General features: G+C 46.6%; 10 protein-coding genes. All 10 read right to left on the bottom strand.

Translation table 11 applies throughout. The annotated features are described in order from the left end of the window. Positions 1-51: 51 nt before the first annotated feature. Complete coding sequence (locus QFZ78_RS24980; RefSeq protein ID WP_307551539.1) at positions 52-924, bottom strand: carbohydrate ABC transporter permease; 873 nt, start codon at positions 922-924, stop codon at positions 52-54. A 20-nt stretch (positions 925-944) separates the two neighbouring features. Further along, complete coding sequence (locus QFZ78_RS24975; RefSeq protein WP_307555885.1) at positions 945-1,799, bottom strand: ABC transporter permease; 855 nt, start codon at positions 1,797-1,799, stop codon at positions 945-947. A 416-nt stretch (positions 1,800-2,215) separates the two neighbouring features. Beyond that, positions 2,216-4,984, bottom strand: a complete 2,769-nt coding sequence (locus tag QFZ78_RS24970) for an alpha-mannosidase (RefSeq protein WP_307551536.1) — start codon at positions 4,982-4,984, stop codon at positions 2,216-2,218. 59 nt (positions 4,985-5,043) lie between these two features. After that, a complete protein-coding gene (locus QFZ78_RS24965; RefSeq protein ID WP_307551534.1) occupies positions 5,044-6,060 on the bottom strand; it encodes a family 20 glycosylhydrolase in 1,017 nt (338 codons plus the stop codon). 30 nt (positions 6,061-6,090) lie between these two features. Continuing rightward, entirely contained in the window at positions 6,091-7,044 is a 954-nt protein-coding gene (locus tag QFZ78_RS24960) for a carbohydrate ABC transporter permease (protein WP_307551532.1), read from the bottom strand. A gap of 15 nt (positions 7,045-7,059) precedes the next feature. Beyond that, positions 7,060-7,950 carry a carbohydrate ABC transporter permease gene (locus QFZ78_RS24955; protein ID WP_307551531.1) on the bottom strand — a complete coding sequence of 297 codons (891 nt, stop codon included), beginning with the start codon at positions 7,948-7,950 and terminating at the stop codon, positions 7,060-7,062. Between the two features lies 1 nt (position 7,951). After that, positions 7,952-10,528, bottom strand: coding sequence for a DUF5696 domain-containing protein (locus QFZ78_RS24950; RefSeq protein WP_307555883.1), 2,577 nt, complete (start codon positions 10,526-10,528; stop codon positions 7,952-7,954). Positions 10,529-10,612: 84 nt separating this feature from the next. Then, a complete protein-coding gene (locus QFZ78_RS24945) occupies positions 10,613-12,676 on the bottom strand; it encodes a YIP1 family protein (protein ID WP_307551529.1) in 2,064 nt (687 codons plus the stop codon). Positions 12,677-12,691: 15 nt separating this feature from the next. Further along, on the bottom strand, positions 12,692-13,564 hold the full coding sequence (locus QFZ78_RS24940; RefSeq protein ID WP_307551527.1) for a carbohydrate ABC transporter permease: 873 nt from the start codon (positions 13,562-13,564) through the stop codon (positions 12,692-12,694). 5 nt (positions 13,565-13,569) lie between these two features. Then, positions 13,570-14,493: a carbohydrate ABC transporter permease gene (locus QFZ78_RS24935; protein ID WP_307555882.1), complete on the bottom strand. Its 924-nt coding sequence runs from the start codon at positions 14,491-14,493 to the stop codon at positions 13,570-13,572. Position 14,494: the final 1 nt, after the last annotated feature.

Raw genomic sequence — 14,494 nt, 5'->3', positions numbered from 1 at the left:
ACCCTCCTGTTTATATTGAAAAGTTTTGGTAAACGTGGAACTCCATTTGGTTTAACCCTTTACAGAACCAAGCATAACGCCTTTGACAAAATATTTTTGCAGAAACGGATAAACGACCAGCATCGGAACCACCATAACGACAACGCCGACAGATTTGACCATTTCAGTAGCAACCATTAGCTGCTCCTCTGGTGCTAGGGAAGGTGAATTCAGGATGTCGTTTTTTTGCAGCATCGCTTGGACAATGACCGTCAAATTCTGCATGTCACTCTTATTGATGTACATCAGAACGCTCATAAACGCATTCCAATAGTTAATCCCATAGAACAGGGCTAAAGTGGCCAGCATCGGAAGCGATAGCGGCAATATGATTCGAATGAGGAGAGATACGTCGCTGCATCCGTCAATTCGCGCTGCTTCTTCCACTTCATGAGGAATATTCTCAAAGTAGCTTTTCATGAGCAGCATATTGTAGGTACTGATAAACCCCGTGAGCCACAGAGACCAATAGGAGTCGATTAAAGACAGGTTCTTTACGACGAGATAAGTAGGGATCAACCCTCCTGAGAACAACATCGTAAACACCATGGCAAGCACAAACTTGCGTCGTCCTATCAAATAGCTTCTCGACAACGGATAGGCTGCCAATACCGTCCCCGCCATACTAAGTGCAACACCGACAAGCGTAATGATAATGCTATTTTTAAATGCTGAGAAAGCCGGAGTTGTTAGGAAGAAAACCTTATATGCCGTAAAATCCAAGCCTACCGGCCAGAAGAAAACATGTCCCGAATCTACGGCCGAACGCTCGCTCATCGATAGCGCTATAATATGAATAAATGGCAGTATACAGGTTAAGGCAATTGCCCCGAGCATAACATAATTGACTGCGTAGAAAATTCTTTCACCTTTTGTCGCTTTCATGCGGACGCCCCTCCTCGTTATCAGAATAAAGCTTGGTCGAATTTGCGGGCGATCCTGTTAGCTACCAGTACGAGCGCACAGCCAATGACGGATTCGAACAGCCCCATCGCCGTAGTTACGCTAAATTGCGCATTTCCCAAACCTATTTTATAAATATAAGTACTTATGACCTCTGACACATCAGCAACCGCTGAGTTCTGAAGGTTATATATCTGATCAAAGCCGACCTCCATCAATTGACCCATAGCCAAAATGAGCAGCAGGATGATCGTGTGACGAATGCCCGGAATCGTAATGTGCCAAATTTGCCGCCACTTCGAAGCGCCGTCCATACCTGCTGACTCGTAAAGGGCAGGATCTATGTTCGTTAGAGCGGCCAAATAAATAATTGTGCTAAACCCCATCTCCTTCCAAACCCCCGAACCAACGAATACGGCAACCCAGGATTTTGACTCGTAAAGAAAGGTTATAGGTTCAATATTGAATAGCATGAGTACCTTGTTGATCGAGCCGTAATCGGTTGCAAATAAGGATAACACGAGACCTCCGACGATGACCCAAGAGAAAAAATGCGGCAGATAGACGATCGTTTGAACCCATTTCTTGAACCATGTCTTCCTCACTTCATTAAGCAGAATGGCGAGGAAGATGGGTACCGGGAACCCGACAAGCAAATTCAAAAAGCTGAGCCAAAAGGTGTTCCATATAATCTGGAGCGTACTGGAGCTGGAAAATAAAACTTTAAAATTTTTCAGGCCAACCCATGGACTGTGCAAAATACCATCAGCAAAATTGTAGCTTTTGAAAGCGATAATAAGTCCGCCCATTGGCCAATATTTGAACAGAATGTAGTAAGCAAAGACAGGGACAAGCATGATAAAAAGCGGAATGTTTTGTTTCAATCTTCTTCTTCGTCTCAGCTGCAAAGCTTTATGCTCAATTGTCGTTATGGGTAGTCTAGGAGCTTCATTGGTATTTCCGTTCAAGGCTGCTTCACTCCTTACTTCAATGTTATAAACCTATAATAAAAGTTTTGATCCAAAAAACCCTTAAAAAATTATAGGAAAATCTATAAATTCATTGGGTATGTGTCCAGATAAAAAAAAGACAGCTTACGCCATCCTTAGTTCTAATTCTCCAATTCTCTCAAAAACCTGAACACAAAACACCAGGAAAATATAGTAAATAAGCATCTCCCTTACCTCCTAACCCAAAAAATTTTCATATAAAAAAGACTATTTCATGTACGGACTCGTCATCCGCTTCTGAAACAGTCTTTTTTCTACAATTTTCATAGTTGTTCAAAACTAATTGTAACGATTTCTGCTGGACGAACGGATACGGACAAACGCTCCGATCCCTCCTGCTGCAGACGATCCAAACGCCGTTCCAGAATATCGCTTTTATACGCATTATGGAACTTCTCAGAGAGATCTATCTTCAGAACTCTCTCCTGTGCAGAGATATTATACCAACGCTCAATCAAATCTCCTGTCTCCTCGGAAACTTTCATTGTGGAGAAGACCATAGCTTGACCTTCCCAGCCCCCAAAAGCGTATGTCGGTGGCAGTTCTCCGTGATGAACCTCAGTTTGCTTTACAGACCAAGGAACTTGATATTGATGGGCAGCCTGTATAGCACCGGAGCCATGAACTAGCGGATCTTCTTCCATCGTTTCGATAGGTACCGCATAAGGGATAACAGATAGGTGCACAGTATGCTCGCCGATACACTGTGCTTCTGGCGTTGGGAAGTACCCCCAGTCGCCTAATTCCCCTACAGCTCGAAGCAGTGTGACCGCGATGGTTTGGCCGCTATCTTCTCGAACGATCTCATATTCGTTCAAACCGCGGTTGGCGATAGTAAGCCCCTGCCGCGCACCTGCAATGGTTACGAATGCTTGCTGGTGTTGGCAGTTGCTCGGATTTTTCCATTCGGCTGTCGTTGTATTGCTCCGCTCCGGCACTTCAAAGATGGAATCAGCATAATGGGTTTCTGCTTCCAATCCAGTAGGAAACAGCATTCGCAAACGGTGATCTTTGGCATGATTGTTATAGGTTGACGCAATATCAACGCGCTTTCCGTTTTTATCCAAGGATACCACGGTCGTGATTTTCAAAACAATCTTTGCATCAGATCGCGCCGACTTGCGCCCAGTAAACCAGACCAGTTCCTTCCTTTCCATTTCCAGCAATTCCTCTGCAGATGCCGGTATTTCTAACTCGTGAACGATCTCTATGCTAGCTCGGTAAGGCGTATCTTCCTGAATACGAATGGATGCCGGTATACCTCGTGTAGTCACAGTCGTGTCTCCGCAAGCTTGGCGGTACATATACTCATTGCCGATATCTCCCGTATTTTCATAAACGCCCAAGCCTTTGTAGACCGTTCCTTCAAGCTTCTCCGTTACCGTAAACGAGCCGTCATCAGCGACTTGGACACTCAAATATTCGTTTTCCATCGCGTGTGTACCAACGATTAACGAAGTCGGCGAAAGCAGAAGCTTTAATGAGGCATCACGGGTCAATGCATACGTTTTGTACCCCAAAGCAGGCACATTAGCTGCTTCGAAGGTCACATGGACGGCACGCGCGAAATAAGGCTGCCTGAACTTGTCGTCAGGTAAATCGTACCCAAAGTGAATTCCCATATCCTTTAATCCAAAAGGAATAGGTTTCCCATCCACATCAACCAACACATAATCGTCCAAGTTCTTATGCTTCAAGTCCTGTCTCATATCCCGGAAATCCCTGCCATCACGGAAATAGATCCTGTTTAATTCCAGCTGTACAGTTACGGTGCCACTGCGTTCCCACCCTGTCGTATTCGTTACCAGAAAAGGCGCCGCCTCTTTGCCGTAACCGGAAAACGCAGATGTATCCACTCGTTCCGCCAACCAAGTCAGGCTATCCTGAACGATAGATTCGGCTACATGCTTGCTTTTCTCAAAACGCGTCATCATTTCGGCATGCACTTCATCAACACTGCACCCGCAAATACTGTCATGCGGATGGTTCTGCATCAATGTTTTCCAGGCATAGGTAAACAGATGATGGGGATATGGGCATCCTGCTTGGTATGCAAAGGCAGCCAAAGGCTCCGCCACTTTTTCCAAGAGTGTCTGGCCTTCTTGATTTTTTTGCTTGATATAAACGCGGGAAGATGCCGTATTTACGAGCGTAGACCAGCCATCTGTATGCTGGCTTCTCAGCTCTCCGCGAATGACGGATAGGTCACTCGGGATCGTCCGGTTCACTTCATTTAAATAATCTTCAAAATTGGCGTGGATGAATCGGATGTCCGGATACAACTTCTCAGCTGTGCCGATCGCATCCGTGAGATCGGTCTGCACAGGCTGATGATCGCAGCCGTTCATGAACAACCAATGCGGCGTAGAAGCATATTGGGATACTTCTGCTAGCTTTTGATCCCAATACTTGGATGCCGCTTCTGGATTCACAGGAATCTCATTCCCGTTGCTGTACCAATTGGCAAATAAAATGCCCAGCACCTTGGAGCCGTCAGGCGCTTCCCAAAACATCTCAGAGTACGGTGATTCATATGCCTGAGATTCCGATACTTCATTGTTAAATCCCGTCGGCTTCACACCGCGTCCGAACACGGCGTTCTCAATGTCTGCTTGCCGCAGCAGCTGCGGCGCCTGCCCCATGTTGCCGAAGGAATCCGGGAAATAACCCAACTTCGAAATGACGCCATAAGCTTTAGCATCACGGTGCCCAATTAGCAGATTACGCACATTCGCTTCGCTGCTCGTTAGAAATTCATCCTGCAGTATATACCACGGGCCGATGTGGATGCGCCCTCCGCGAATCAATTGCTCTAACGTCTCCTTCATTTCCGGCCGTATCTGCAAATAATCCTCTAAGATGATCGTTTGACAGTCCAGATGAAAGCTGCGGTATCCGTCATCCTGGCTGAGGGTCTGAATCAGCGTATCCATTAACTTGATCAGCAATACGTGATGCTTTTCATAGGGCAAATACCATTCCCTGTCCCAATGTGTATGCGAAATGATATGTACGGTTTTGGACTGTGTCATGGCGTTGTCTCCATTTCTATGTAATGTCAGCTCTTTGCTTCAAGATGCTCTGTCCGTAGTCAGAGCGCCTCCATGACCGTTTTCAGCGTATCTGCAATGCCCTTAATATCGTCCGTATCTTCGCCTAAGTCCCCATCTCCCAGCAGCGCTGTCACCAGCTTGGCGCCGTTGGCATTCCAGCCGGTCACCAACATGCCGGGCATGCGGTCAATCGCCCCTCGCTCTTCCGCTTGGCGGATAGACTGCTCGAGCAGATCAAGGGCCGCTTCTGGTGTTTTCCAGCAGCTGGGCCACACTTCAAATCCTTTGTCGAGCAAATGCCCGACAGATGGATAAGCATCCAATTTATCGTAGTGCCAATCGCACAATATAATATCCTTCGGAATAAGATCCACAGCCGGCCAAATGCCGTAAATGTCACCATCCCACTCTGTATACCCCATGCCTTTGGCGTCAATCAACCGATCAGCCCACATGAGCATCTGCACCTTACGATTACGGACCAAATGCTCGTAATAATCGGTAGTTGCTTTTGCAAACAGTTTCGCCTTATTTTTCCCACGACATCGAGGGCACCCATCATCCGCGATGGCGAACACTTCGTCCATGCCAACGTGCAGCGCATCCGCTTCAAAAGCATCGATCAGCTCATCCATTAGATCAAACACAATCGGATTAATGTCCGGATGGGTAGGACACCAGCTCGGGCAGTAAAATTCAGGCCACTTAGCATCCGTCGGCACATGCGGGGTTTCGTCGAACTCCGGATACGCCCGCAGGAACGAATTCCTCGCTCCTCCCCAGCCTTGGTGCCCCAAACAATCAAACAAAGGGATTAACTGGATGCCGTACCGCTTACATAAGCTGGACAGTTCCCTCGCATCTTCCTTCGTCAAGCTGCCGCCTGATACTTCCGGATGAGATTGGAACTGAAACGAAGTGTTGCATTCCAATATCAAAACATTCACACCCATAGGCGCCAACGCTTCCTCAATCACTCGCTTTAGATTACCGACATCCTCATGCGATCCGAAGCGCATATGGAATCCTTTCAGCTGCCATCCATCTTTGTTCACTGTTTCTCCTCCACCCTGTCTTTATCTTTATTACCCTACTAAACCGGTACGCTCTACGCTTTCCACGAAATAACGCTGAACAAACAAATACAACGCAATCAAAGGTCCCATCATCAGCAGTACGCCTGTGTTGAGCAGCATAGACTGGTATACCGGATCCGGCTCTTTGCCTAGAGCTGGCCCCATATCCGTCAGCTGTGTCGAAAGCACCTTCACTTTACTCAAAAACAGGGATACATAATAGCTATCGTTCCACTGCCATACAAACGAGAATAAAACGACAGTGACTACAGCAGGTATGGCGTTAGGCAGCATAATCCTGTAAAAGGTTTTGAAAATTCCCGCTCCGTCCGCGAGGGCGGCTTCTTCGATTTCTTTGGGAATACCCCGGAAAAATTGACGGAAAATATAAATGTAAAGCCCGTTTTTCAGCCCCATCGCTGTGCCAGACGAGATAAGGAACGGCCAGAACGTGTCGATCAGATTGATACTGCTCTTCCCTGAAAATAGGCCAACTAATCCGAAAAGATCAAAATACCGGTATGTTAAATAGAGCGGAATCATGATCGTTTGAGGCGGCACGACGATGGTGAAAATGACCAGACCAAACAACAGTCCGCTGCCTTTAAATTTCAACCTCGCAAAAGCGTATCCCGCCAACGCGCAAGAACAAACCTGAATCAACGTTGTCGTAGACGAGATAAGGAACGTGTTCCATAAAGCTGACAAATAGTTTGTTGCTGAGATGGCAATCTCCAAATTTTCGAGTGTAAAATGCCGGGGAATCCACAGCACAGTTGGATCATAAATGTCGACTCTGTCACGAAAAGCAACCGATAGTCTTAAAAATATGGGAAACAAAATAATATAACAAAAGCCGATCACCAAGATGGCGCGTATGATCTGCCATGTCCAATTTTTCGCCTTTTCCAGCGGATTGCGCCTGCTAATCCATCCGTCCATACGTACAGCCTGCGATTTCATAGTCCGATCCCTCCATCAGTCGTAATAAAATACTTTTCTTGAGACAAGCGCAGTGGAGATGACAAGGATGATAGCCACAACAACGAAGTACACCCAAGACATTGCCGCACTTAAACCGAAATCGAAGGTTTTGAACGCCGTTTGCGAAATGAGCGTATTGATTTTATTTCTGCTGAAGGAATCAATAATGGAATAGACCAGGTTCGTTAATATGAGCGGGGACATCATCGGAAACGTCACTTTCCAAAAAATCTCGTATCCCGTTGCCCCTTCGATTTTGGATGCCTCGTACAAGGAAGGGGAGATCGATTGAAGCCCTGCCAAGAAAATCAAAATTTGCACACCAGAAGAGCTGATAATTTCATAAATCCGATCTACAGCACTCGTGATGTAATTGACTACGATAGGAGCCATGCCCGAATCCAGCAGCATTTTTTTGAGTTCAAAGCTTTGCAGCATATTAGAACCGTCTCCGCTTCCACTCAGAGCCGAACCTCCCACAAAGCTGCTGATATCTAGATTAGCGAGGGCGCTCGACGCCAGAATGACCGGCAAAAAGAAGATCGCGCGCGCAAGGGCGCGCCCTTTAAATTTTTGATTCAATAGCACCGCTGCGAACAAGCTGAAAATAATGATGATCGGCACATTCACAACCATGTTAACGACACCTTCCACCAATAACCGGGGGTAATCCGGATTGGAGGCAAATAAGCTGACGTAGTTTCTAAATCCAGTAGGCAGTACGGCAAAGCCGCCCTCTACCATTTGTATGGTACTTAAGCTGAACCGGAACGACTGAATGAGCGGCAGCAGAAAAAGCATGACCATCCCCAGGATGAGGGGAGATACGAACAATACGCCGTACCACGCTTTCGTCTGTTCCAACGATAATCTTTTTTTCCGCAAATCACTCACCTCCTACCCAGTAGCTCATGGCCTCTAGCTGTTTATTATTCACCTGTACCGTAGTAGCGTTATAATTGATAACAATCTTCTTCCCATTCTCGAAGGTCGTTTGAACCACACCCTCTGCCAATTTGCGATGATCGGTAATCACATATGACCGAACCTCATTCAGCACAGTGCCAGCCTCTTTGTAGAAACTGGCCGCTTGATCCAGCCAATCCCCGTAATGCAGCGCATATAGTTCGTTATAATCCGAATCCTTAACCGCTGACGAATCGCTGTAGTACCACTGGTAATAAATATTCGATCCAGTCTCCAGCGCTTTCAGCAGGGAAACGCGTGAATTGGTTACGCCCTGCATATTAAACGGCTCTCCGGCGAGATCATAAAAACCATGAAGTGCGATTTGATAAAAGGGTACGTCTTCGTCGGTCAGATTCAAGCGACTGCTCTTGGTCGGAGCATTCACAATGATATTGGCGTACGGCAGGCTGTAGGCATTACCGCCATTCACCATTAGGTTATTGGCCCGCTGCTCCAGCTTGCCGGTTCCGTCAACGGCAATGTGTAATGCTTCCTGCCGGTTAATAGGATGATCCGGGTTAAAGTCTGAGTTCACTTCATTCCCTAAATCCCTAAGAGACAAGCCTGTAAGGCCAAACTTCGCGTAGTCGGAGGCAAATCCGTCCACTGTTTTGGCCAGCGCAGACGGCGATAATAAGTAATGTGAAAATTTCGTTGTATCTTTGACATACATCACGGGGTCATACTTGTAAATTTTGGCCTTCTGTCTGTCTAAAAAGGAAGCTGCGTTTGAAGCTCCTTTATATTTCTCAAGAAAAGCTACATCGGGGAATAGATGGATGTTTTCCTTTGACATATAATCGATCAGCTTGCGGAACCCCTTCTTACCGCCTAACTCACCGACTACGTCAACGTTCGATGGAGACGTATGCCGAATCCCGTCATTAAACCAACCGACATAGCGGAGCCCGATATCCTTGACTCCTTTTTCTTTCAGAGCTGTTAACATTGACTGCGTTTCATCAAAGGTGGTCAGCGCTTCCGTTGATTGATACGGAACACCGACAAAAGACGCTTGTTTCTGGAACGCCCCCTCCACCTCAAGCAGGAAAGGACTTGCCTTAGCAGGCTCCAGCTTTTTCAGACCGTATTTATTCACCAAATACTCCCTATATTTACCTGCCATAGCTGTATAGTCGGATGAAGGTCCTGACAAAAAGTCATATCGAATCTGATAATCCCCTTGAAAAGGCTTCTGCCCGAACATCGGTACGGAGCTCGTTTTGGTTCCTGACGTTAACGTATAGAAGTCCATGTCCATGACTTTAAACTTCCCGCCAACCGTGTTATAAGAATCGTTTCTGCCGGAGATGTCTGCCGTGATATTGGCCATCGCGTCTCCGCCTTCAATCATGCCAAGCATAGCGTGATCATTCTGCTTTATGCCAAAGACGGGCAGTCTCGTGGTCTCATTCGTTTGAATCTTTTCTTTGACGTCGTAAGTGCCATCGGAACCGTAAACCGGAAGGTTGTATGCCTCCGCGTTCTTTTTGTTGTTATTCAGATGAATCAAGGCGCCAGACCCGTCAGGGACGAACATGTAACCGTCTTTTTTATCATCGGCAGCCCCGAAATATTTGAGCAGCTGCAGCATGGCAATCGGATAAGCATTTGTATACTGAAGCTCCTCGCCAGCTGTCTTGACAACAAGATGCTCTCCATCCAAGGTGATCTCCAGCGGAACCGTAAACCTTGGACCTTCCTCTTGGGCACTGCTTCCCGCCCCATTGTCCTTATTGTCCTTAGCGGCTTCTTCGTTTGTGTAACCAATTGCCTCTAGTTTTTGGGACAGTTCCTCCGCCACAAAATCCTGCAGCTTTCGAACTTCATATACTTGCTTCTGTTCGTCCAATCGGAATTTGAAAGCGACATCTTCACGGGTGTCCTTGTCCGGCAGCTTCCCCAGAATACGCTCCTCAAACCGCTGTTTACCGATTACCTTAGGAATATTGCCGTAATCTTTTGGAATATTTCCCAGCTGGTATACGATTTTGATGCCTTTATCCACGCCGCTGATTTTAAATTGTTTCTTTTTTACGCTATCGTCGTAGCTGTTGAACGTATTAAGCTGCCCTTTTTCGTTGTAATAGGTAACTAACAGTTGGGACGATAGTTCTGATTTATACAAAGGAGAAGCCTTGGGATCTTTCTCTCGATCCACTGGATTAGAGAACCAAATATAGCCATCTCTTTTGTCCTTGACAGCAACCTCGGCCGTCTCGCGTTTGACGTAGAGCATCAGAAATTCGTTCTGGGTTATTAGCTCCATGGCTTCAAGAGCCCTCTGCTCCTCCGCTGTGTTGGATGATACTGCAACCGCTCCACTTGCAGCACGAACCTCCGCGCTTGCGGCAGTTACGGAATTATTTGAAAGGACTGATTTGACCTGGGATTGAGCTTCCGCCATGCTTATAGATTGATCCTGCGAGTAGATCACGGTCAGACTGCAGGCCACCAAACCGGCGCTCAGGATGCCAAGGGATATTTTCATCATGCTGGACACCTTCATCCCTCCTTAGAGTTTTCCAATGGAAAACTTTCTTCGTAAGCATAATCTTAGCTAATTTATCGTGTTCCGCTAAAATCTGAATGAGAGTTCGCGGTAAATGGAAGTGATAAAATTGATCATTTGCTGCAGCATGCTGAAGAACAATACGCCGAGGAAGATGATGATACCAATAACAACAAGCGTCAGAATCATCGTGACCACCGTCTTGGAAGCTGAATATTGATGAACCGTCATGGTGCCTACAAACAGCAGCCAGATGAACCAGATGTATGCAATCGCATCGAGCAAATAATAAAACGTGCTTTCACTTCCAGTAATCACATTGCTGTAAAGCGTCTGCGGCAGATAGATCAGGATGAGCGGCATCAGCGCATAGCCTGTTGCCATGACGATTTCTTTAAACTTGCCTTCCCCATCCATTAAAGTAGTCAATGACCAATTCGCCATACACCAGAGCAGAAACGGAAGAACGATGAATTTCAGCTCATTGAGACTGTTCAGCTCGAGTGGATTGTTCATATTGACAACAAACCCGCTGTACTGTCGTTTCAAAATGGTGAATAGCACGAGGAGGAGTAAGCAGATGACCACAACCTTTAACCTGCCTTTTTGTTCGTACTTCATCTCCCAAAATCCGTTGAACGGATGCAGCATCGTATAAAAAGGATTTTTCAACACACCGATTTCCGTATAATGCTTTCCACGCATTCTTCTGCCAGCAAGCTTCACAGCTGTATAACCAAGACCGAAGACAAGCGCAAAGCCGAATACGATGGTGCCAAAATGTGCGAACACAACTTCTTTCCGGTACCGTTTGAAAGCTTCTGAATAATAGTCACGGTTATTTCCTAATTTGAAATAGCTCATCGCCCCGCGGTTATCGCCATTTTTCAATAACGATTTACCGATCCCGATGTAGGCTACCTCAAAGTTGCCATTCATTTGAAGCACTTGCTGCCATGAAGCGGTAGATGCATCCGTTTTCCCGTTATAGAGCGATTTAACTGCTTCACGTATCAGGCTTCCGTAACGTGTAGGCTGGAAGACAGACAAACGGTTGTTGTCTTTATCGAGCACCAGCACCTTGTCCCCGAGCATCGCAATCGCCGAAGGCGTACGGAATTTCCCCTGTTCGCTGCCAAGTCCGCCGAATTCGTACAGCAGATTGCCGTCTTTGTCATAAGTGAAAATACGGCCCCTTTTCAAATCCATTGCGCTGTACATGCCGCCTTCATCCTTAGTAATATCGATGAAAATGGAGCTTCCAGGCGCGCTACCGACTTCCAGCGTTTGGATATCCCCTTTAGGCGGGAAATACCCTTTATCCCTTAAAATATCCACACCAGACGGGTTCAACCGTTTGATCGGGCGATCCGATTTTTCCTCTGAGGTGGTCGTATAAATAAAACCGTCTTCATCCATGTCCAAGTTATTAAATTCAAGCGGAATGAACAGCTGCATTTGCTCGCGCTGCGCTTTAGTTGAGATCCGTTTCCAAAACAAATCTACGGGATTGAACTTCACGCGATTCGTGCCGATAAACCCATTGAATTCGCCATCGGTATCAAATTCCATAATTCCTTCGTAGGATCCGCGACTAATGACATAGATCCGCTGTGCCTTGTCGACAACTAACTTAGTTGGCATGTATTGAAATCCTTCGCGCAGCAGGGAAGACTTCGGCTCCCCCATTACACGCACCAACGCTCCCTGACCGTTCAATTCCACCAGCCTTTTGTTTTGCGTATCCGCGATAAGAAGATGACCGTCGGTTCCGTTGTAGAACACGCCTTCCGGCTTGTTGAACGTTTCTTTGCTTCCGTTATTTTCGAACCCGGAAATCACCTGAACTTCCCGAAACTGATCATTCAATACGACGATTCGATCATTTCCGGTATCCGCAATGTAGATTCGACGATCACTGCCGATGAATAGATCCTGGGGTGACAACAGATTGCCCGTTTTCATGTCTGTTCCATACATGACCCGCTCCAGCTCATAAGGACTCGGAGCCGGGACGCTCTGTCCCCAAAAATTATAATTGTACGTATCGTTGTTAGGTGCGGCAATCACAGGAGCGGCCATACCGATGAAAAGCACAACGGCGAACATCATGATAAGTATTCTTTTCAAGTGGCTCCCCCCTGTTTACTCTTTCAGACCAGAAGTGGACATGGTTTGGATGATGTTGCTTTGCGTCACAATAAACACGGTAATCGGCACGGCCATCATTAGCAGGGTAACGGCTGACACTGGTCCCGTTCGCACCAATCCACCGCTAGCTATTTGCCCGAACACATAATCAACGGTCTTCAACTGCTCGCTGTAAATATATTTATGGCTCGTCACGGAACCATTCGTCCACAAATTTTGCAGCGAAAAAATGACCAGCGTCAGCCACGCAGGCTTAACGATTGGCATAACGATCTGCCAAAAAATCCGATATTCGCTGGCCCCATCGATTTTCGCTGCTTCCAGAAGAGAGTCTGGAACTTGCTCCATAAACTGTTTCATCAGATATAATCCGAGTGTCATACCGAAGGACGGCAAGATGATCGCCCAATAGGTATTAATTAGATGAAGCCAAGAAATGGTCATGTAATTGGGCACCTGTGTCACATAAGCCGTAAACATAAGCGACATAACGACCATATTGAACAGGATGTTCCTGCCTGGGAACTTGATTTTGGCCAGCGGATAAGCAGCAGCGGATGCGATGATGACATGACCCACAGTGCCTACGATGGCAATAAAGAACGTATTGAACACATAGCGAGAGAACGGCACCCATGAATCGGAAAAAATGTTCACCAAATCGGTAAAATTTTTGAATGTAGGATTTCGCACTAATAGCTTTGGTGGAAACACGAATATTTCATCGATTGGTTTAAACGCATTGCTAATGGTAAAAACCAGCGGCAGTGCCATAAAGAAGGCTATGCCGCCAAGCAGCAGGAAAAGTAAAATATCAACCGCCCAAGAACGGTTCAAACGCTTTGGCATCTTTAATGTCAGCTTCATTCCGGTCATTCACCCACTTTTCCTAGCAGCTTACGCGTCAAGAGGTTTGTTACAAACATGATGGTAAACAAAACAGTCGCGATCGCGGAGGCGTACCCCATCTCGAAACGGATCGAACCATAGTCGACTAAGTGGGTCACAATCGTATGTGCTGCGTAATCTACACTCGGGAAGCCAATCATGTAAATAGAAATCTCAGCCACGGAGAAAGCGAGCGTGATTTGAATAACCGCGCCGAACAGCAGCTGTGGCCGCATGGCCGGCAGTGTGATAAACCATAGCTCCTGCCAACGATTACGTACGCCATCGATGGCACCGGCTTCATACAGCGTACGATCTACATTTTGCAGACCAGCGATAAAGGCTAGAAAGGATGTTCCCAAACTGAGCCACAGCTGTACGAGGATTAGAATCGCGAGAACGAACCTCGGATCCTGCAACCACTGGATCGGCTCCAGGATCATCCCCCATTTGATCAAGAATGAATTGGCATACCCGTAAGAATCACTGGCAAACAGGGTTTGCCAGATCAGGTACGTATTACCCGAAATCGAAGGCGCATATAGGATTAGCGTGAGCACAGCGCGCAGCTTAGGCCGCAGCTCATTGATCAGCCAAGCGAACAGGAAACAAGCCATATAGCTGATCGGCCCCGTAATTAATGCAAATAGGAGCGTATTTTTGAGTGCGATCAAAAAGATGTCATCCTGTACGAACAATCTGGCGAAATTTTGCCAGCCAACCCATTTGGGCGGTTCAAGCATATTGTAGCTCGTGAAACTTAAACAGACGGACATTAATACAGGAAATACCGTAAATGTAAGGAAAATAAGAAAGTATGGCGCTATTAACATATAGGCATGCTTATGTTTTTTGACATCACTACCCAATCGGCCGAATTTACCTTGGAACGCCGAGTTGGTTTTCATT

Source organism: Paenibacillus sp. V4I5 (genome assembly GCF_030817255.1).
Lineage (GTDB): Bacteria > Bacillota > Bacilli > Paenibacillales > NBRC-103111 > Paenibacillus_E.
Note: the sequence above shows the minus strand (reverse complement) of the source record. Positions and strands in the feature narration are given on the sequence as shown.

Excerpts from the sequence above, each read along its gene's own strand:
- QFZ78_RS24980 (WP_307551539.1), bottom strand. The coding sequence starts at position 924 with ATGAAAGCGACAAAAGGTGAAAGAATTTTCTACGCAGTCAATTATGTT.
- QFZ78_RS24975 (WP_307555885.1), bottom strand. The coding sequence starts at position 1,799 with ATGCTTGTCCCTGTCTTTGCTTACTACATTCTGTTCAAATATTGGCCA.
- QFZ78_RS24970 (WP_307551536.1), bottom strand. The coding sequence starts at position 4,984 with ATGACACAGTCCAAAACCGTACATATCATTTCGCATACACATTGGGAC.
- QFZ78_RS24960 (WP_307551532.1), bottom strand. The coding sequence starts at position 7,044 with ATGAAATCGCAGGCTGTACGTATGGACGGATGGATTAGCAGGCGCAAT.
- QFZ78_RS24950 (WP_307555883.1), bottom strand. The coding sequence starts at position 10,528 with ATGATGAAAATATCCCTTGGCATCCTGAGCGCCGGTTTGGTGGCCTGC.
- QFZ78_RS24940 (WP_307551527.1), bottom strand. The coding sequence starts at position 13,564 with ATGAAGCTGACATTAAAGATGCCAAAGCGTTTGAACCGTTCTTGGGCG.
- QFZ78_RS24935 (WP_307555882.1), bottom strand. The coding sequence starts at position 14,493 with ATGAAAACCAACTCGGCGTTCCAAGGTAAATTCGGCCGATTGGGTAGT.